Genomic DNA, 19,838 nt, shown 5'->3' on the forward strand with positions numbered 1-19,838 from the left:
TTTTTATATTTGAGTCTCTACTTTTGTTTGGGTTTAAAATTTGTATTTTCGGTTTTCGTATTTAAGAGTGAAATGTGATGTGGCTTAGAACAGCAACCCTTGCCTTAATTCCCGCTTTGGTGATTCAGGGAAGTCGTGTTAAAAAGAACACGATCCGATTGCCTGAAGCCGAAGGCGCACGAGAAGGTATTACAGGGCAAGGGCAAACGCTGTCATTATTGATTTTAGGCGATTCTGCCGCTGCAGGCGTTGGGGTAGCACATCAAAATGATGCGCTTTTAGGTGCGGTGATTTCTGCTTTGCAGCATCAGTACCAAGTACATTGGCGTTTAGAGGCGCAGTCTGGAGATACTACCTCACAAGTCATTCAAAAAACGAAAAAACTGGTAAATCAAAAATATGATGTTGTGGTTACTTCTGTTGGTGTCAACGATGTAACACGCTTAATGTCGGCACAGACTTGGATTAAACAACAGCAACATTTTTATCAACTTATTCAAGCAAAATTCCAACCTGAATTAATCATTGCTACGAGCGTTCCACCAATGCATTTATTTCCTGCATTGCCCAATCCATTGTCTTGGCTATTTGGACAATACGCCAAACAAATGAACTTACAATTAGAAAAAATGATTGCACAACAAGAAGATATGCAATGGATTGAATATGATATTCAAAAATATCAATCCATGAATTTAGAAATGGCAAAAGATGGTTTTCATCCAAGTAAAGAAATTTACCAAATTTGGGGAAAAGAAGTTGCGGATAGGATTTTGGGGTGGTTTTAGGTAAATTAACTTGGCTCTAGACTAGCAGAATAGATATGTTAGTCTAGAATCATGATAGAAAACAGTAAATTAAGTCACTATAAGATTAAAAAAATTATTCAGTGCTTTTGCATTGATATTCCTGCTTCTAAAATAGCCTTATTGCTTAACTTGAACCGTAATACCATCAACTATTGGTACATGCTTTTTAGAGAAGCAATCTACGATCATCAAACAGATTTAAGAGCAAAGTTTGTAGGTTCTATTGAAGTTGATGAGAGCTATTTTGGAGCAAAAAGACAACGTGGTTTTCATGGGAAATTGAAGCGAGGTCGAGGTACTTTAAAACAACCTGTATTTGGAATATTTGAAAGGAATGGTCGAGTTTATACAGAAATAGTCCCTGATTGTAAAAAGACTACATTACAACAAGTTATCTTAGGTAAAGTTGCACTTGAAACTGTAATTTATAGTGATGGTTGGCGTGGATACAATGGTTTGGTAGATGTTGGTTACTCAAAGCATTTTAGAGTAAATCATGGAGCGAATGAATTTGCCAGAGGACAATGTCATATAAATGGAATAGAATCATTCTGGAGCTTTTGTAAAAGAAGGCTAGCAAAGTTCAACGGTATATCAAAAGAGTATTTTGATTATCATCTTAAAGAAACAGAATGGCGTTGGATGAGGGAGCCTAATGAGCTAGCAACAGAGTTGTGGGACCTCATTAGGTAAAACTAAGTGCAAATCTGCTAGTCTAGAGCCTTAACTTAAATAATGGTATAGTGTTAACAATCGTCAACACTAAATTATAATTAAATCATCAAGCAGAATGAAAATATGAAGAAACATCCCAATAAACATATTCGCGAAGCAATTGAATATGCGATTGAAAACGGCTGGGATGTTGTCGATTCAGGTAAATCAGCACATGCAAAACAAATCTTGCGTAAAGTAAAGCAATGTCATGGAGATGAACTATGAATAACTATCACTTTACTGTTGTGGTACGTGACGCACGTTCTGATCTGTCTGTGCTAGAAGATAAGTTCTTTGAAGCGGGTTGTGATGATGCATTAGTTTGCAGTTATAACGATACAATTTATCTTGAGTTTGACCGTGAAGCTGAAAATGCAGAACAAGCGATTCACTCAGCATTAGACAATATTCGCTCATTAGGATTTCATGATCTGATAGTAGAAGAGCAAGGTTATTCAACTTTGGCAGTAATGGCTGAACGTGCTGGAATGACTCGTCAAGCATTATCTTTATATGCGCAAAATAAACGTGGTGACGGAAACTTTCCACGTCCGATGTATGGACTTGCATCTAGATCTGCAATGTATTTTTGGCCAGAAGTTGCGACATGGTTATTCAATCAAGGGAAGTTACATAAAAATCATTATGAAGTTGCTCGTACTGCAATGTCTTAGCTTAATTTAAAGACCAAAGGTTCAATCTATAAATGTCTGATTCTAAAATAGAAACCCATCCACTCGAACCCTTTTTACCAGCCAATGCCAAGCTGTTAATGCTTGGGAGTTTTCCACCACCTAAAAGCCGTTGGAAAATGGATTTTTATTATCCGAATTATCAAAATGATATGTGGCGAATTTTGGGCTTATGCTTTTTTCAAGATAAAAACTACTTTTTAGATTTAGAAGCTAAAAATTTTCATCTTCATAAAATTATTGATTTTTTAAACACCACTGGCATTGCTATTTCAGATACGGCACAGCAGGTGATTCGCTTAAAAGGCAATGCATCAGACAAATTTTTACAGATTGAAAAACCAATGGATATTGCAGCACTTTTAAGCAAGATACCTTTGTGTCAAAGCATTACGACCACAGGCGATAAAGCGACTGATACACTCATGTTATCTATGCCTGAATCTGCCGAAAAACCTCAAATTGGGCAGGCGACACATTGCTATTTTGCCAAGCGTGAGCTGCATTTATATCGGATGCCTTCATCTTCACGAGCCTATCCTTTAGCTTTAGAGAAAAAGGCAGAAGCGTATTTTAACTTATTTAAAGAAATAGGCTTACTATAAGTAACTTTAAATAATTGTAGACAGTGATGGCAGAGAAAGAAAAATACGCTTCCATAATTAATGTCTATCTATTGTCATTACATCATCCATTCAATAGGGAATAATGAAACTGTTTTCATCATAAAACGCTGAAACTGTGTGGTTTCAGGATCATGATGATACTTTTGAATACTGCCATCTGCCTGATGATCTAACCAAATAATTTGACCGTTTTCGTCTAATTGCAGTTCATACGCAATTTGTGGCAAATAGCGGTCTAAAGATTGAGAAACATCGTTTTGCAATTGTTCAGACTCTAACACCAAGCCAACTTCGGTATTTAATTTTGCAGAACGAGGATCAAGGTTAAAAGAACCTACAAAGACCATGCCATCTATATCAAAGAATTTGGCATGTAAACTCGAGGCGTTTTTGCCTTTGGCAGGAATTACGTTACCCGTTGCAACTTCATACCAAGTACGCTTTTTTCGTTCAATATAAGGCTTAAATTCATATAAACGAATACCTGATTTAAGTAAATCTACGCGATACTGCTGATAAAATGCATGTACCAAAGGCACATCATTGGCTAAAAATGAATTGGTCAATACACGTATCTGTATTCCTTTTTCAGCCAGTTGAGTGAGTGTTTTAAGACCATCTTCTGTTGGGACAAAATAGGCAGAAACCAGTTCTAAATGTTGTTTGGGCTCACCCATTAACTTTAACATTTGTTTGTAAATCAGTTGCTCGCCTTGAGCTGTACCCCGAATTTTATTCGGAGAATCTGCCACAAAATGCGCACATACCCACTGTACAGGATGTTGTTCTAATTTGATGCTGACTTCTTCTTGCGCGTTAGCCACACGTTCACGAATTTTATCTTTATATTTGGCATTTAATTCATAGCGATTACGCAATTCTCTCAATTGCAACGCGTTGCCTGTGCCTAATAATTGCTTTACTGAATAGCTTAGTTCGTCATTCCAAAACTCTAAAAACACAGCATTGGCTTGGGGGACAGCACTGCCATAGAATAGAATATCCATATCAGTAAATTGAAAATTTTCACTGACATCAAAATATTCACGGCTAATATTACGCCCACCTGTCACGGCAATCGCCCCATCGGCAATAATTAGTTTATTGTGCATACGGCGATTGATTTGTTTAAAACGAAACAAATAATCCATCACACGAAAATGCCGATATTTGTACGGATTGAAAATTTTTATTTCAAAATTAGGATGCTGAGCAAGCCGTTTTAAGGTTGGATCAAGTTGCGTACCATTTTGATCATCAATTAATAAACGAACTTTTACACCACGATCTGCTGCTTTGAGCAGTTCAGCCAACATCAACTGACCAATTAAATCATCTTCCCAAATGTAATATTGTAAATCTAAATGGTGCTGTGCTTTTTGAATCAAATATAAACGCGAGGCGATGCTACTAAAGGCATCATTTAGAGAAAGATACGCTGTTAAATTTTGGGATAAATGTGCATCAATTTCCTGACCATTCAGCCAATGATCTACATAATGCTCAACAGGGCTATCTTTGCTCGCTTGATTCATCGGTAAACTGCATCCTGTCAGTAAAATAGCGAAAAAAGCCAACATTCCAAGCCAGTAACAAGGTCTTTGGATCTTCATGATTATTCTTAAGTCATTCTGTATTTATACATGGAGATTATCCTCATGTTAATGCTTGAAACTCTGAATAGAAAGAGGGTATTGTGAGAGTCTGTTGATATTTTATAAATAGCTTGCGAGATATCTCTCTCACATCGCAAACATAGACGAATTGTCAGCAGCCCCTTATCATCTGTTAATGTATTTTTTAGGGATAATTTGCTCATGAAATCACGTGCAGCCGTCGCATTCGGCCCAGGTCAGCCGCTTGAAATTGTTGAAATTGATGTTGCACCGCCGCAGGCTGGAGAAGTCTTGGTCAAAATTACCCACACAGGGGTATGCCATACCGATGCATTTACCTTATCGGGTGAAGATCCTGAAGGTGTTTTCCCTGCAGTTCTTGGCCATGAAGGTGCAGGTATTGTGGTTGAAGTTGGTGAGGGTGTGACCAGTGTTCAACCAGGCGATCATGTGATTCCGCTTTACACAGCAGAATGTGGCGAATGTTTATTCTGTAAATCTGGTAAAACAAACCTATGCGTTTCCGTACGTGCGACACAAGGTAAAGGTTTAATGCCTGATGGCACGACACGTTTTTCTTATAATGGACAACCGATTTATCACTACATGGGCTGTTCAACCTTTAGTGAATATACGGTAGTTGCTGAAGTATCTTTAGCAAAAATTAATCCTGAAGCCAATCATGAGCAAGTTTGCTTATTAGGTTGCGGTGTTACAACTGGTTTAGGTGCAGTTAAAAATACTGCAAAAGTCCAAGAAGGCGATACCGTTGCGGTATTTGGCTTAGGTGGTATTGGTTTAGCAGTTGTGCAAGGTGCGCATAAAGCCAAAGCCAGCCGTATTATCGCCATTGATACCAACCCAGAGAAATTCAAATTGGCAGAACAATTTGGTGCAACCGAATTCTTAAATCCAAAAGATTATGACCGCCCAATTCAGGAAGTCATTGTGGAAAAAACAGGTTGGGGCGTAGATCATTCTTTTGAATGTATTGGAAATACCAATGTGATGCGTTCCGCTTTGGAATGTGCGCATCGTGGTTGGGGACAATCCATTATTATTGGTGTTGCAGGTGCAGGTCAGGAAATTTCAACTCGTCCATTCCAATTGGTGACAGGTCGTACTTGGAAAGGAACTGCGTTTGGTGGTGTAAAAGGTCGTTCGCAATTGCCAGGCATGGTTGAAGAAGCCATGAAGGGTGATATTCAACTCGAACCATTTGTAACGCACACCATGGGGCTAGACCAAATTAATGAAGCCTTTGATTTAATGCATGAGGGTAAATCTATTCGTAGTGTGATTCATTTTGATCAATGATGAGTAACGCGCTTAAATAAAGACCCAACAAAAACCAAGCTTCGGCTTGGTTTTTTTAACCCCTGGATTCGCTAAAACAGTAGCTTAATTTTAATAAATACATCCAATAAAAATTATTTTACAAAAAGGATTGCCAAACGGAACAATACAGCGTATTTTAATTTTAACAGCTCATTTTTTGATGAAAACAAGATGTTAAAGCAACCTTTAATCGCAAACGCTTACTATTACTTTTGGCAGTTTCAATGATTGCCTGAGTCGCGTTCGGGCAAAAGGTTGCCCACCAGTTGATACCTGATCGGCAACCCTGATCAGGTTTTTTTATGTCTGGTGTTTTGAATTTTATAGGTTTTTCGGAGATTTAATCATGTACAACGTTAATTATTCATACTTTAGCAACTTTTATTGGTTTTACTTTAGTCAATCTATGACTCAAACCTTGCAATCCATTAGACCCATAACGCTGAAATAAATGATCGGACTGTAAAAAAGAGAAACAGTCCAAAGGAACAGACCAATGAATGCTTTAAATACTGCTTTACAACAACAGACCAACAATACTGAAATTAGTTTAAGTTTACCGCATCAACTCAAAGCGCAACTCCCACTTTCATCTGCGCTAAAACAACAAATCGCACAACATCGACAGATTATTCAGAACATTTTAGCGGGCACAGACCCTCGCTTATTGGTCATTACAGGACCTTGTTCAATTCATGATCCGCAAGCAGCACTCGAATACGCAGAAAAATTAAAACAATTACAAAGCCAAGTTTCAGATCAAATTTTCTTGGTGATGCGCGCCTATATCGAAAAGCCACGTACTACGGTAGGCTGGAAAGGCTTTTTGTATGACCCAGACTTAGATGGCTCTGCAAACATGCAATTAGGCTTAGAAAAATCACGTGAACTGTATCTACAAATTATAGAAATGGGTTTACCAATTGCTTCTGAAATTTTAAGCCCAATGGCAACGGGATATTTTGATGATGTACTGGCTTGGGGTGCAATTGGCGCACGTACCAGTGAATCACAAATTCACCGTGAAATTTCTAGCGCCATGCCGTATAGCATTGGTTTCAAAAACGGAACTGATGGCTCAATTCAAATTGCATTAGATGCAATTCAATCGGCAAGTCATCCACATCAATTCATGGGAATGAGCCAGTCGGGTTTACCTGCTATTTTGTCATCACAAGGTAATCCACACGCGCATTTAATTTTACGTGGCGCAAATTCAGGGCCAAATTATCAATTGGCAGAAATTGAGAAAATTCAGCACAAAGCCAAAGGGCAGTTGCCTGCATTGATTATTGACTGTAGTCACGGTAACAGCCATAAAGACCCACAACAACAACCGCAAGTCTTGCGTACCATTGTGGCAGAACGTGAACAGACGCAAGTCCGTGGCATTATGTTAGAAAGTCATTTAGTGGATGGGAATCAAAAGATTTCTTGCGAGATGACCTATGGTCAATCTGTTACCGATGGCTGCTTGGGTTGGGATAAGACTGAACAACTGCTTATTGAGGTCGCTGAAAGCTTAAATCGTCAGGTTTTGGCTAAAACTGCATAAAAAATAAAACTCCAGAAACCCAAAAAACCTGAAATTTCAGGTTTTTTGGGTGGGAGAGTATTTAAAAATCAACTCTTCTTAGATTAGTTTTTAAAATAACAATACTTTTGCTGCCATTAAAAACTAAGCCTGAATGTCTGCATTAGGTTGTTTAGCTACAACAAATTTATAGAAAATTAAACTGATAAACGTCAAAACAGCACACAACAAATACGCCACCGTATAGTCATAACCTGCAATCACATAACCTAAAACTAAAGCACCAATGGCAATCCCAATATCATAACAACAGAAATAGGTTGAGGTGGCATGTCCAATGCGATCTTTTGGTGAGCGCTGAATTGAAATGGTTTGTAAACATGGTTGTGCTGAGCCAAAACCGACACCAATCAATACTGCTGCGAACATAAAACCAATCACACTTTGTACTTGGCTCAAGACTATTAATCCTAAAGCAAATAGGGCAATTGCAGGATAAATCACCACGCTTGGGCCATGACGATCATAAATTTTGCCTGTAATCGGGCGTAAACTCATCATCGAAATTGCAAAAACCACGAAGAATAAACTCGCATAAGACAGCATATTGCGTGATTCTGCAAAGGTGGAAATAAATGACATAATACTGGCATACGCGAAAGAAACCATCATCGCCATGAGTGATACAGGAATTGCTTTTTTCTCTACAAAATCTTGAAGCCCTAATTTACGTTTAGGTGTTGTTTCAGTTTTTACTTTTTGGGTCGCAATTGGAATCATTAAACAGAAGGCGAAACCTACCCAAACACTGACGGATAGTAAGGTAGAAATACTGGCATAAGAAACACTTTGAATCAGACTTAAACCAATTAAAGGTCCCAATACAATCCCTAAATTTACTGACACCAAAAAATAGCCCATACCTTCACCTTTGCGACTGTCTGGAATAAAGTTATTGGCAATAGGGACGGTAACTGTGGTGACAATGCTGAACCAAATCCCATGTAAAAAACGCAGTACGAGTAGAAACAGTAAACTATCTACAAAAATGTATGCCACGCTACACAGACAAAACATGATTTCAGAAACATATAAGGTTTTCTTTACACCAAATTTTTCAATAATCAAACCGCTAAATGGGCGAATCGCGATTGCAGATAACATAAACAAAGTCATGGCTAAACCTGCCTGTGACAAGCTACCACCCAACTCATTCACAATATAAATAGGCAAAACTGTCGTTTGCGCAAAATAAAATATGAATAAGAACAAGTTATTGAATAAGCAGAGAATAAACGACTTATTCCATAAATGTTCAGCATTTATAGCAGACATAATTTAAACCTATATGGTGAGTGGAGCAGCGTGTAATGTGTACTTTGTTATACAGATGCTTTGTTATTGGAAATCATCACACCGCGAGATCATGCAAAAAATAATAAACCCATTTATGTGAAAAGTACAGCTATTCAATAAAATTAAACTTAAAATTAGATTTTAATGCAATTATTTTAATTATTTTATCAAATAAAGATAATTAGGTTTATTTTCTAAAGTTGCAATACAAAAAAAATCAGCCGAAGCTGATTTCTTTGAATTTGAGCGATTAAACGCTGCAAATTTAAGGCTTATAAGCCAGATTCATAGTCTGCACTTGATAAAAGCTGTTCTACATCTGCCATATTGTCTGGTTTGATTTTATAAATCCAGCCTTTGCCATACGGTTCATCATTCACAAAATCAGGGTCATCTTCTAAATTGCTATTCACTTCAACTACTTCGCCTGAAACAGGGGCGTGAATATCTGAAGCTGTTTTAACAGACTCAACCACACCTGCTTGTTCACCCGCAATTACTTTTTGACCAACTTCAGGTGCTTCTACATAGACCAAATCGCCTAAAGCATCTTGTGCATGGTCTGAAATACCTGTGACGATCAAATCACCTTCAATACGCACCCATTCATGTGTTCTTGCATATTTTAATTCAGCAGGGTGATTCATTTGATAACTCCTTAAATTGTATCGAATCTTTTTGCCATGTTTTATACATGCTTTTTGCCAAAAACAAAAGTTTATAAATACGGATCTTTACGCCAATTGCTCGGACTGCGTCCACTCCAGCGTTTAAAAGCACGACTAAAATTAGCCACATCGCTATAACCCAATTCATCGGCAATTTGTTCTAGCGTGTAGTCGGTACGGGAAAGCAGGGAAGTCGCATGTCGATAACGGACTTCATCGACCAAGTTTGAAAATGAAGTACCTTCTGCAGCCAGTTGACGTTTGAGTGTGCGGTCGGACATGTGTAGATAGTCGGCAACATTTTCAATGCTTAAATAATGCTGTTCTGCATGAGTTAAAATATCACGCACCCGCATAGAAATTCGGCGACGTTCACCTAAAGCTGAAAGCTCAGCTTCACATTGATTAATCGCAATTTGACTGGCAATAGGATCGGCATTAATCATTTTTAAGCCTAGATATTGCTTGTCAAAACTTAAACCTAAATACGGCTGATCAAAACGGAATTGATGATAAGGAAATTTCGAAAAATACTGATCAAAACCTGCAGGTTTAGGAAAGTCAAAATCGACTTCACCTGTAAAGTGTTCGGTACCTGTCATGGCTTTACTCATGGTAATCATGCCAATAATTAAAGCGATAGCAATTTCTGTGCGTAAAGGTTCCATGTGAATATCACACTGCAATTGCAGACTGGCTTTTTCGCCAAAAGTCGAGAAAAACAATTGTAAAAAGGGCATACGCAGTTGAATAAAACGATTGGCTAAAATCAGCGCATCACTAATTTCATGCGCAGTCATAATCGCATAGCCAATAAAGCCATGAATAGAAATGCGCATTTGCGTACCAAGATGATAACCGAGCGTCGATTCGCCTGTAAGTTTTAAAGCATGTTTAACCAACTCATTGGCAATAGGTGTAGGAATACGACATTCTGGGTCTGCCAACATTTCGCTATTGAGTTGAAATGGTGCAAATAAGGTATCTGCGTTATAACCCCAACGGGATACAACATCCAAAACCAATAAGCCATAAACCCCTGGAACACCTTGTTCCTGACGTGCTGATATTGTTTTCATGCATGTTCCATTGCATTTGCTAATTTTATTTTAATTTGCCTTAGCGACTGTCATCTATGCATATCTTAGTTTGCCAAACGGCGACATAAGAACGTAGATGACATATTGCATCTTGGCATGAAAATTAAAGAAATTCTATGGAAATTGTTAGACAAAACAGGCTTTGACTATATGCGATAAATCTGCATTTCATCAAAGCCTGAGTTACAGCAAAGTTGCTGGAGATGCTAATTTTTATCAGTCGATGGTTTTACGATTTTATCTTGTTCAATTAAAAAACCACCTGTTTGACGCTGCCAAAGTTGTGCATAAATTCCGTTCATAGCCACCAGTTCATCATGCGTACCTTGTTCTGCAATACGTCCTTGATCGAGCACAATTAAACGATCCATTTGTGCAATGGTAGATAGTCTGTGTGCAATCGCGATTACAGTTTTACCTTGCATGAGTTCATCGAGGCTCGATTGAATTGCCGCTTCAACCTCAGAGTCGAGCGCACTGGTGGCTTCATCTAAAATTAAAATAGGCGCATCTTTTAAGAAAACACGGGCAATGGCAATACGTTGACGTTGTCCACCTGAAAGTTTAACACCCCGTTCGCCCACGTAGGCTTCATAGCCTTTTTTGCCAAGTAAATCGGTCAATTGTGGAATAAATTCTTCGGCTTTGGCTTTGCGTACAGCTTCAAACATTTCTGCATCAGTCGCGTCAGGACGACCATATTTAATATTTTCAGCCACAGTACGGTGTAATAGCGAAGTATCTTGAGTCACAAGTGCAATATTTTTACGCAAACTGTCTTGGGTCACATCTTCAATATTTTGCCCATCAATCATAATTGAGCCGTGTTTAAGCTCATAAAAATGTAAAAGCAATTGAATTAAGGTCGATTTACCTGCGCCTGAACGTCCCACGATACCAATTTTTTCGCCTGCACGAATATGCAGATTAAACTGATCAATCACGTTTTTACTGTTATAAGCAAAACTGACATCTTTAAACTGAATTTCGCCCTGAGCAACTTGTAATGGTTTTGCATCGGCTTTGTCTTGAATCGCAATTGGACGTCCGAGAGTTTTCATACCATCTTGAATGGTGCCGACATTTTCAAACAGGGCAGAGGTCTGCCACATCATAAACTCGGCAATACTGTTGAGTTTAAGAATCATGGCTGTAGTGGCAGCAATAATCCCCAATTCTGCACGGCCATTTAACCAGAGCCAAATTGCTGTACCTAAAACGCCCACATACAACACCACGCTTAATAAATTGATGCTGATTTCATATTGAGCGCCCAAACGCATTTGTTTATAAACCGTCAACATAAATTCTTGCATCGACGCTTTGGCATATTGGCTTTCGCGACCTGCATGCGCAAATAATTTTACGGTTTGAATATTGGTATAAGCATCGGTCACGCGTCCTGTCATCACCGCACGTGCATCGGCTTGTTCATTAGATACTTTGCTCAAACGCGGAATAAAATAAGCTGCTGCAAGAATAAATAAAGCCAACCATAGCAATAACGGCAAAATGAGCATTGGAGAAATTGCGCCCAATACCAGACTAATCGTAATAAAGTAAATGAATACATAGGCAAGCATATCGCCCAAAATGACCCAAAACTCACGTACTGCTAAGGCGGTTTGCATGACTTTGGCAGAGAGTCTTCCTGCAAAATCATTATGGAAAAAATCCAGACTTTGTTGCAACATTAAATTGTGGAAACGCCAACGCAAACGCATTGGAAAACCACTGTATAACATTTGATGCTTCACAATTGACTGCGCACTGGCAAAAAAGATATTGGCCAATAAAATACAAAACAGCAAAGTAAGGTTCTGCTGATGTTGCGCAAGGAAAGTATCTGGCTGACTTTGACTAAGCCATGTGACTAAATCGCCAATTTTTGCATATAGCAAAGCTTCAAAGCTGGCAGCGCCTGCAGTACATAAAACCAATAACAATAAATATGGACGTACACCTGAAGCTGCTTGCCAAACAAAGGCAAAAAACGTGGTTGGCAAGGGTTCGGTCAAACCTTTATTTGGATAAGGATCTATAAGTTTCTCGAACCACTTGAGCATACGATGTTACCTTGATGACTAAACCTAAATTTAAAGATAGATAAATTTAAGACAGTAAAAACAAAAACTTAGGATAAAGTTAAGAGCATTCCTGTGAATATTTCTTAACTTATAGTGATACAGCTTGTAGGTCTAGTTTACGCCATAACACAGCAAATGTTGAAAATAGAAATATAGATGATTAATTTGCATACAAAATCACGTTATAGATTCACTTTTATACATAAAGCTGCAACACATCAAAAATTATCCATCCACAAAAAGCGTATTGGTTCACATTTTTAATGATATTTCATCGAACCAATAGCATATAAACATTTAATTTTAATGAAAAAATTAATTTAAATTCAACATTGATTGCTATAATCACGCCCATTTTTAGCACAACCGTGCTGTAAATTGGTTTTAAGTTGATATTTTTATGATGCGTAATTTTTTAGGTGCAATTGCACTATATTTGGGATTTATTTTTCCTGCTCAAGCCATGCCATTTGATCCATTGATTGGTACATGGAAAGTCATTGATGATCATAAAGGGCATTATGTTGCAGAAATTGTGATTCGTAAGAACTCTAAAACTTCGGAATATAGTGCTGTAATTACTCGAAATTTGTTATCGGTAGGCACAATTCAATTAGAGGTATGCAGTAAATGCCAAGGCAACTTAAAGAATCAGCCCATAAAAGGCATGCAGGCATTAGAAGGCTTAGTGGCAAATTCAAATCCGAAACAATTTTCGCAAGGACAATGGATTAATCCGAAAGATGGTTATGTCTATAAAATTGATGCTCAATTAAATGCGGCGAATAATCAAATGAAAGTATATGGCAAAGCCAAGAGCGCGAATGCGATTAGCACGATGACTTGGAAAAAACTTTAACAGATTGTACGGCGTATTTTTGAAGCTACTTGATTGAAAGATTGAGTAGCTTTTTATCTTTTTGTGAATGATAAGATAAATTGAGACACCGAACACTTAAAATAAACCCATATATATCAATTGCTTAATATATTCATGTTATTCACCAATTAAAATGTCTATGCGATAAACCATTTAAAATGTCCTGTTTTTAACTGCAAGAGTCAAGAACAGGATTTAAATTTCTTTGTTCAATAACAACTTTCTGAGCTTTACGACTCGGCATACTTTTCTTGGCACGGGAACTTTTATTTTGTTTTTCCAACTCTTCATGTTGTTGCTGGATATGGGCCAGAACCGCACCTAATCTTTTATTCTCAACTACTTCATTCTGCTGCAGTCTAGCCAGTTTATTGAAAATACTGTAGTTGATCTTCCGTCCTTCGTGCATGATGGCCACAGTACCATCTGGATACTCTAAAAATGTTATGTATTGCCCAACAAGTTTGTGGTTCAGTGGTGTTGGCTCAAGCATATAAATACACTTGTCATAGCTCAGGGTCAGATTCTTGGTGATCTTACGCGGTTCCTGCCAGGTAAAAATATCATCCAGTTCAAGATCAGATTCGCTTAATGGCCGATGCAAGTTCTTCGAGTTTCTCGCACACTTGGCAAACTTCTGATTGAACTGCTCAATGAAGCAGGGCAGCCAAGCATTGGCCTCGGTAATTGAGCAGATGCCTTCCAAACGCATTTCCTTGATCAGGCGATCCTGCAGAGTTCTGTTGGCGCGTTCCACACGTCCTTTGACCTGTGGTGAGTTGGCAAAGATAATATCGATGTTTAATTCGTTGAGAATCCTGCCAAATTGCGTGATCTGGCTGTCTTGCTTGGATTTCTGATTGACTCGAAATACTGAGTGTTTATCGCTATAAAAGGCCAAAGGCTTGCCGTATTGCTCAATGTAGGCTCGGGTTGAAAGCATATAATCAAAGGTCGTTTCGGCCTCACAAAAGCGCAGATGCAACAGCTTTCCAGTGGCATCATCAATATAAACCAACAAGCAGCATTTAGCGTCACGTCCTTCAAACCAATCGTGATATGAGCCATCAATCTGGATTAGCTCACCAAAGCAATCGCGGTTATATCGAGGTTGATATGGACGTTTCTGGCGCTTGGATCGCGGAATCCAGAGACCATTTGCAGTCATCCAGCGCCGAAGCGTTTCTACAGGGATATTCAGGTCAAACATGCTGTTGAGCTTCTCATGCGCCAAGGTGGGACCGAAACCACGAGCAGCATGTGCTAATGCAGCAGGACCTTGAGCTTTATATTTTTGCAATAAGCGTCTGATCTGACGTTCTGAGATATGTAATAACTGAGCAGCCTGGGACTGGGTTATGCGTTGATCACAGATTTCCTGCAAGACCGACAATCTTTTAAGTTCTTTATCCGACATAGATACCAACATAACAAACCGTCCGCTAAGAAAATCGCAAAAGTGCGTATTCTAAAAGCGGACATTTTTACTTTGGAGAAACCGGACATTTCTATTTTGGAGTTACAATTCAATTGCGTATAATGTATATTATGTTAAATAAGATATCTGAAGACAGCACCCTGCATTTAGCTGTGCAGATTATGACAATTCGCGTTGAAGGAATCGAGTAAAAGTCTGGGTAAATTGCTGTCCTTGCTCTGTAAAAAACCAATTTACATGTCCAACAATCCAATCATAATAAGCAGCATCGGCATGTTTCAGGTTTTGGGTAATCCCGACAAAATATTCAAGTTCTGAAAATGCGAAATCCAAATGCACAATTTTTAGCAGTTCTGGCAAAATACTAAAGTCTTGTTGTGGGTGTATTTCTGCACAATACGCTTGTAAAAACGCGCTTAAACCCGCTTCATCAACATTAATTTGTGACGTATGTTCTAAAGCCAGCCAATCTATAAAGTTACGCTCAATCGTGACCGCAAGGTCATAAAGCGCTGAATTTCGATCTGATAAACCAAAATCAATTACCGCTGTAATATTGGCATCGGCACTTTGCGCAGACCAAAACAGATTGGAAGCATGCAAATCATTATGCGTCCAAATTTTAGTGGTCTGCTGCAATACATGCTTAATTTTACGATGCGTCTGGAATATGCGCTCTAAAAAAACAGCATCTAAGTTTTTATCGGCAAAATAACGACTCAATTCAGGGCTATTATCAATACGTTGCTGAATAGCCGTTACAATACTTTCACTTTCTAAAAGCTGCTGATTTGATACTAAATAACGCGCCGATCTGCCATGTAACTCAGGAAAATCCTGCATGGCGACATGCAATTTGGCAAGCAAACTTCCCACTTTTGCAGCATGTTCTGTATAGAAAAACGGCGTCCAAGATTGCTGATCGACATATAAGTCAAAACCTGCTGCTTTTTCGTAGACTTCATAAGTCCAGTCGCCCATTTCTAAAGAGGTCAGTCCGCAATTCGAGGCAATTAATGTCGCAACAGGAATGTTTTTACTGGCTAAATGTCGCAAAAAAGCATGCTCTTGCAAAATATCTTGCGCATTACGAAATGAACGATGACTGCGTTTAATGAAATACGAGCGACTTCCTATTTTATCTGTACTGACTGCATCCTGCGTGACTTCAATCACTGCGGCAGATGAAAATGGGCGCGGACTGCACCACAGAATTTGAATACCCCCTTGCAAGCATGGGTAATACGGTTGCAGGTTGTGTAATTCTGAGACAGTCAGATGTGCCCAATCTTTATATTCCCAGTCATTCCCCATGCCATGACCTAAATCATGTGTGATTGTGGTCATTTTCGATATTCCTTAACCTGATCAGCATTGTGTAATCGTATATTCCCTGCCATCCATCTCAAATAATCATTTTTTAGATAGATGATAGCTATTTAATTAACGGTCTTGGCTTGTCGTAAACGCAAATTCACTTCATCTACAATCTGATCTAAACCTGTGTCATAAGCAGCTTCACTCACAAAAGACACCATATTTTGTGTAACTTGCGGCAAATTGTAATCTGCATACCATGACAATGAATTCACTTCTATTTCACGTTCACCCTGCAAAATCACGAATCTTTTTTGCATCCAAGCCTGCAAATTTTCACCCGTATAGGCATCATAAAAAATAATATCGGTCAGATAAAAATCTTTCATCATGTAGGAGTAAGCCACGCTATTTTCTTCTGGCTCATAATTAAAAAAAGGTGTGGTGGTCAGATGAAACTCAACCAGAAAATGACGTTTTAAACGATGATTTTGATATTCCGCTTTGACTTTAATCGGGCAACTGATTTGCGCAAAATCAATTTCATGTTCAGTATTTTGCTTAAAATATTCAGCCAAAGACCAGACCTGATGTTTAATGAAATCCTGCATTAAAAACTCAGGTTCAAGTTGTGAATTGATTAATCCCAACAGTAAAGATTCAACTTCTTCTTTCGTTAAATAAATGTCTTCAACAATATGCATACTCATCTCTAAATTTACTGCTGCGATAGAAAAATCCTAACGGAAAGCCCTATGTTTGTATAGCTATGCAAAAGTAGAGTTCATTTCTATTCAGTGGCGAATCACCTAATCAGATTGAATCTTGATCACAATTTCAGTTATGCTATCAACACATCAAATTTCACTTCAAACACGCCTTGTTGCGTAGGAGTCATCTCATGTCCAAGAAGTTACCTATTTACTTCTCTGATGCTGCTTGGTCGTCATTACAAAAAATTATGGGTACTGAAGGCAAGCCTAGCCCAACCTTAAACTCCATTCTAGAGCAGATGGAACTGCTGAATAAACAAGACTTTCAGCCTGTTTGCAAACGTACCGTTTTACCGCTTCCAGTTGCCGTCGAATCCATTCCTGCAGGCTTTCCCTCTCCTGCCCAAGACTATATTGATAAAAATATTGATCTGAATGAGTATCTCATTTCCAATGAAAATGCGACCTTTTTAAATGTGGTACGCACCACATCTATGATTAATGCCGGGCTTGAATACGGCGATATTGTATTGGTAGATCGCAGCAAAGAAGCCAAACACCGCAGTATTGTGGTCGCATTAATTGACCAAAAAGACCTGACTATTAAACGCTTGATGATTACAGCCAAAATGTCCAAAAGTGAATTGGCCGAACATTTTGGTGAAGACTATGACCCTGCCACTTTGCCTGAAGCTTGGCTTAAAGCAGAAAGTCCCGACTACGACAGCATTTACCTGAAAGATGGGCAAACGTTTGAAGTCTTTGCGGTGGTGACGTGGAACTTAAAAAACTTGATGGCTTAAACCAGCACACCATAATAAAAGTCAAATAAGCAGAATATACATGAAACCTTTAAAGCAAATTTTTGCGCTGATTGACATCAATAATTGTTATGTGAGCTGTGAGCGGCTGTTTCAACCACATTTGAATCATCGTCCTGTAGTAGTGCTCTCCAATAACGATGGTTGCGTGGTATCACGTTCCGAGGAAGCCAAACAACTTGGCATTAAAATGGCTGTGCCCTTTTACCAAGTTCAAGAATTGATTCAACAACACGATGTTGCTGTCTTTTCAAGTAACTATGCACTTTATGCGGAAATGTCCAGACGTTTTAATAATACGATTCAACAATTTGTTAGTGCCAAAGATATTGAAATTTATTCAATTGATGAAACATTTATTGAACTGAATTCATATTCTCAGACCGACTTAAATGAATTAGCGCAAGAAATTAAAGCAACTTTATGGCAATGGCTGGCTCTTCCTGTCTGTGTCGGTATTGGTCACAGTAAAACTGAAGCCAAACTGGCCAATCATATCGCCAAGAAAAATAGCTATTTCAACGGCGTGTGTAATTTACTCCATATGGACTTATGTAGCAAAGAAGCCTTATTTCAACACATTGATGTTGCTGAAGTCTGGGGTGTGGGTCGAAAACTTGCCAAAAAACTGCATGCTTTAAAGATTCATTCTGTATTTGATTTAGCAATTAGTGATCCTGAGCAAATGCAACGTAAATTTTCAATTTTAATGAAAAAAACCATATTGGAGCTAACAGGTACGCCGTGTATTGAACTAGAACAAACCACAGCCAGTAAACATCAAATCATCAGCTCACGTTCTTTTGGACAACGAGTCACCGACATTCATGCACTTTCGGAAGCACTGAGCGATTATTTACAATCTGCGGTGCAACGCCTTAGAAAAGAAAAAAGTTTATGTTCCTGTATGATTATTTTTGCGCAATCCAGTCGTTTTGATCAGCGCCAAGCTTTTTACAATCAATCGGTGACTATTGCCTTTAATGAGCCAACAGATTCTGCCTTAATCATGAACAAAGCCATCATGAAGCATATCTCTACCCTATTTCAAGAAGGTATTGTCTTTAAAAAATGTGGGGTGATTTTAACAGGACTTGAGCCAAAGCAAGGCTATATTCCCGACCTACTTGCAGATACGCACTCCATTGAAAAACAGGAACAATTACAGCAAGTATTAGATACGGTGAAAAGTAAATTTGGTATGCAAAAACTCGCCATTGGTGCATGTAAATTGCAAGATCGAACTTGGGCGATGCAGCGCAGCCATTTAAGCCCGAATTATTTTAGCTGGGAAGGTTTATTGGCGCTTGGTGATTAGCAGTTATTTGATTGGGCTAAAAAAGCTCACAATATGAGACCTAATTTAATGCTTAAAAGTACTACAAAGTAGTATACAATTAAACACTACAAAGTAGTATAAAGGTGTTTGATGTATACCATCTGTGAGACTACTTTTTTTACCAATGAATATCCCTACTATTGGACTGAAGAACAATACAATGACTTTAAAATTTTCATTGCCGAGAACCCTACAGCAGGAGATGTAGAACCTGGTACTGGCGGCGTTCGTAAAATTCGATGGGGTGGAAAGAGTAAAGGTAAACAAGGTGGTGTTCGTGTAATTTATTACAACCGTTTAGCAAATGGCGAAATTTGGTTATTGACCTTATATAGTAAAGACACAATTACCCAACTTGAGAAAAAGACACTTAGACAATTAGCGGAGTTACTGAAATGAGTCGTTTATTAAGTGACAAAGAATTGGAAGCTCGAGAAGCAAAACGAGACTTAAATGTTGAATTATTAGAAGGCGTTAAACAAATGCTTGCTAATAACGCAGCAAGAAAAACTGTGATCAATGAAACAGATGTTGCTTTAGCACGAAGAAAGTCTGAACTCACTCAAGATCAATTTGCTAAAATTTTAGGTATCTCTAAACGTACATTGGAATCTTGGGAGCAAGGTGTTAGAAGACCTTCAGGAGCAGCTCAATCACTGATTAAATTGTTTATTTTAGATCCTCAATTTGTTCGTGACCATCTCGCTTAAATGAAATAGCCCTCAACAACGAGGGTTATTATTTTGCCTTTCCTATAGCAACAGCAAATCTTAGATAGCATTTGAAA

The 19,838-nt window shown here is 38.4% G+C and carries 20 protein-coding genes; 12 read left to right on the forward strand and 8 right to left on the reverse strand.

All coding sequences use genetic code 11. The features are described from left to right. Positions 1 to 77 precede the first annotated feature (77 nt). From FTV52_RS10360 to FTV52_RS10380, 5 genes are all read left to right on the forward strand, one after another. A complete protein-coding gene (locus FTV52_RS10360) occupies positions 78 to 788 on the forward strand; it encodes an SGNH/GDSL hydrolase family protein (protein WP_167846459.1) in 711 nt (236 codons plus the stop codon). Positions 789 to 839: 51 nt separating this feature from the next. After that, the gene (locus tag FTV52_RS10365) at positions 840 to 1,502 is read left to right on the forward strand and encodes an IS1595 family transposase (protein ID WP_179990773.1); all 663 of its coding nucleotides are present in this window, start codon (positions 840 to 842) and stop codon (positions 1,500 to 1,502) included. A 105-nt stretch (positions 1,503 to 1,607) separates the two neighbouring features. After that, on the forward strand, positions 1,608 to 1,751 hold the full coding sequence (locus tag FTV52_RS10370; protein WP_004973580.1) for a hypothetical protein: 144 nt from the start codon (positions 1,608 to 1,610) through the stop codon (positions 1,749 to 1,751). Next, positions 1,748 to 2,200: an XRE family transcriptional regulator gene (locus FTV52_RS10375; protein WP_154320746.1), complete on the forward strand. Its 453-nt coding sequence runs from the start codon at positions 1,748 to 1,750 to the stop codon at positions 2,198 to 2,200. The genes FTV52_RS10370 and FTV52_RS10375 overlap by 4 nt, the downstream gene beginning before the upstream one ends. Before the next feature lie 32 nt (positions 2,201 to 2,232). After that, positions 2,233 to 2,823, forward strand: coding sequence for a uracil-DNA glycosylase family protein (locus FTV52_RS10380; RefSeq protein WP_179990774.1), 591 nt, complete (start codon positions 2,233 to 2,235; stop codon positions 2,821 to 2,823). Positions 2,824 to 2,900: 77 nt separating this feature from the next. Here FTV52_RS10380 and FTV52_RS10385 read toward each other — a convergent pair whose 3' ends face one another. Then, the gene (locus FTV52_RS10385) at positions 2,901 to 4,424 is read right to left on the reverse strand and encodes a phospholipase D family protein (RefSeq protein ID WP_179990786.1); all 1,524 of its coding nucleotides are present in this window, start codon (positions 4,422 to 4,424) and stop codon (positions 2,901 to 2,903) included. Positions 4,425 to 4,661: 237 nt separating this feature from the next. Here FTV52_RS10385 and FTV52_RS10390 point away from each other — a divergent pair, with 237 nt between their 5' ends. Continuing rightward, on the forward strand, positions 4,662 to 5,777 hold the full coding sequence (locus tag FTV52_RS10390) for an S-(hydroxymethyl)glutathione dehydrogenase/class III alcohol dehydrogenase (RefSeq protein WP_004973720.1): 1,116 nt from the start codon (positions 4,662 to 4,664) through the stop codon (positions 5,775 to 5,777). A 517-nt stretch (positions 5,778 to 6,294) separates the two neighbouring features. Further along, the gene (locus FTV52_RS10395; protein ID WP_104851962.1) at positions 6,295 to 7,353 is read left to right on the forward strand and encodes a 3-deoxy-7-phosphoheptulonate synthase; all 1,059 of its coding nucleotides are present in this window, start codon (positions 6,295 to 6,297) and stop codon (positions 7,351 to 7,353) included. Positions 7,354 to 7,476: 123 nt separating this feature from the next. Here the strand turns inward: FTV52_RS10395 and FTV52_RS10400 are convergent, their stop codons facing one another. The 4 genes from FTV52_RS10400 to FTV52_RS10415 form a co-directional block, all read right to left on the reverse strand. Continuing rightward, positions 7,477 to 8,667, reverse strand: coding sequence for an MFS transporter (locus FTV52_RS10400; RefSeq protein WP_179990775.1), 1,191 nt, complete (start codon positions 8,665 to 8,667; stop codon positions 7,477 to 7,479). Between the two features lie 293 nt (positions 8,668 to 8,960). Further along, positions 8,961 to 9,335: a glycine cleavage system protein GcvH gene (gcvH, locus tag FTV52_RS10405; protein WP_104851960.1), complete on the reverse strand. Its 375-nt coding sequence runs from the start codon at positions 9,333 to 9,335 to the stop codon at positions 8,961 to 8,963. A gap of 71 nt (positions 9,336 to 9,406) precedes the next feature. Beyond that, a complete protein-coding gene (locus tag FTV52_RS10410) occupies positions 9,407 to 10,435 on the reverse strand; it encodes an AraC family transcriptional regulator (protein ID WP_004973729.1) in 1,029 nt (342 codons plus the stop codon). A gap of 227 nt (positions 10,436 to 10,662) precedes the next feature. Continuing rightward, positions 10,663 to 12,522: an ABC transporter ATP-binding protein gene (locus FTV52_RS10415; protein ID WP_179990776.1), complete on the reverse strand. Its 1,860-nt coding sequence runs from the start codon at positions 12,520 to 12,522 to the stop codon at positions 10,663 to 10,665. Positions 12,523 to 12,943: 421 nt separating this feature from the next. Between FTV52_RS10415 and FTV52_RS10420 the strand changes: the two genes are divergently transcribed. Further along, positions 12,944 to 13,402 carry a DUF2147 domain-containing protein gene (locus FTV52_RS10420; protein ID WP_136143933.1) on the forward strand — a complete coding sequence of 153 codons (459 nt, stop codon included), beginning with the start codon at positions 12,944 to 12,946 and terminating at the stop codon, positions 13,400 to 13,402. Between the two features lie 190 nt (positions 13,403 to 13,592). On the opposite strand, the gene FTV52_RS10425 is transcribed toward FTV52_RS10420, so the two are convergent. The 3 genes from FTV52_RS10425 to FTV52_RS10435 form a co-directional block, all read right to left on the reverse strand. Continuing rightward, positions 13,593 to 14,852: an ISNCY family transposase gene (locus FTV52_RS10425; RefSeq protein ID WP_179990777.1), complete on the reverse strand. Its 1,260-nt coding sequence runs from the start codon at positions 14,850 to 14,852 to the stop codon at positions 13,593 to 13,595. A 168-nt stretch (positions 14,853 to 15,020) separates the two neighbouring features. Next, the gene (locus FTV52_RS10430) at positions 15,021 to 16,208 is read right to left on the reverse strand and encodes a phosphotransferase enzyme family protein (protein WP_179990778.1); all 1,188 of its coding nucleotides are present in this window, start codon (positions 16,206 to 16,208) and stop codon (positions 15,021 to 15,023) included. Positions 16,209 to 16,300: 92 nt separating this feature from the next. Continuing rightward, entirely contained in the window at positions 16,301 to 16,882 is a 582-nt protein-coding gene (locus FTV52_RS10435) for a hypothetical protein (protein WP_004973810.1), read from the reverse strand. Positions 16,883 to 17,079: 197 nt separating this feature from the next. On the opposite strand from FTV52_RS10435, the gene umuD reads away from it, so the two are divergent. The 4 genes from umuD (at position 17,080) to FTV52_RS10455 (ending at position 19,761) form a co-directional block, all read left to right on the forward strand. Then, a complete protein-coding gene (gene umuD, locus FTV52_RS10440) occupies positions 17,080 to 17,694 on the forward strand; it encodes a translesion error-prone DNA polymerase V autoproteolytic subunit (protein WP_179990779.1) in 615 nt (204 codons plus the stop codon). A gap of 40 nt (positions 17,695 to 17,734) precedes the next feature. Further along, complete coding sequence (locus FTV52_RS10445) at positions 17,735 to 19,030, forward strand: Y-family DNA polymerase (RefSeq protein ID WP_179990780.1); 1,296 nt, start codon at positions 17,735 to 17,737, stop codon at positions 19,028 to 19,030. A gap of 111 nt (positions 19,031 to 19,141) precedes the next feature. Further along, positions 19,142 to 19,450: a transcriptional regulator gene (locus FTV52_RS10450; RefSeq protein ID WP_096902348.1), complete on the forward strand. Its 309-nt coding sequence runs from the start codon at positions 19,142 to 19,144 to the stop codon at positions 19,448 to 19,450. After that, the gene (locus tag FTV52_RS10455; protein WP_004973819.1) at positions 19,447 to 19,761 is read left to right on the forward strand and encodes a DNA-binding transcriptional regulator; all 315 of its coding nucleotides are present in this window, start codon (positions 19,447 to 19,449) and stop codon (positions 19,759 to 19,761) included. Before FTV52_RS10450 ends, FTV52_RS10455 begins: the two co-directional genes overlap by 4 nt. Positions 19,762 to 19,838: the final 77 nt, after the last annotated feature.

The organism is Acinetobacter sp. YH1901141 (assembly GCF_013416935.1).
GTDB lineage: Bacteria > Pseudomonadota > Gammaproteobacteria > Pseudomonadales > Moraxellaceae > Acinetobacter > Acinetobacter towneri.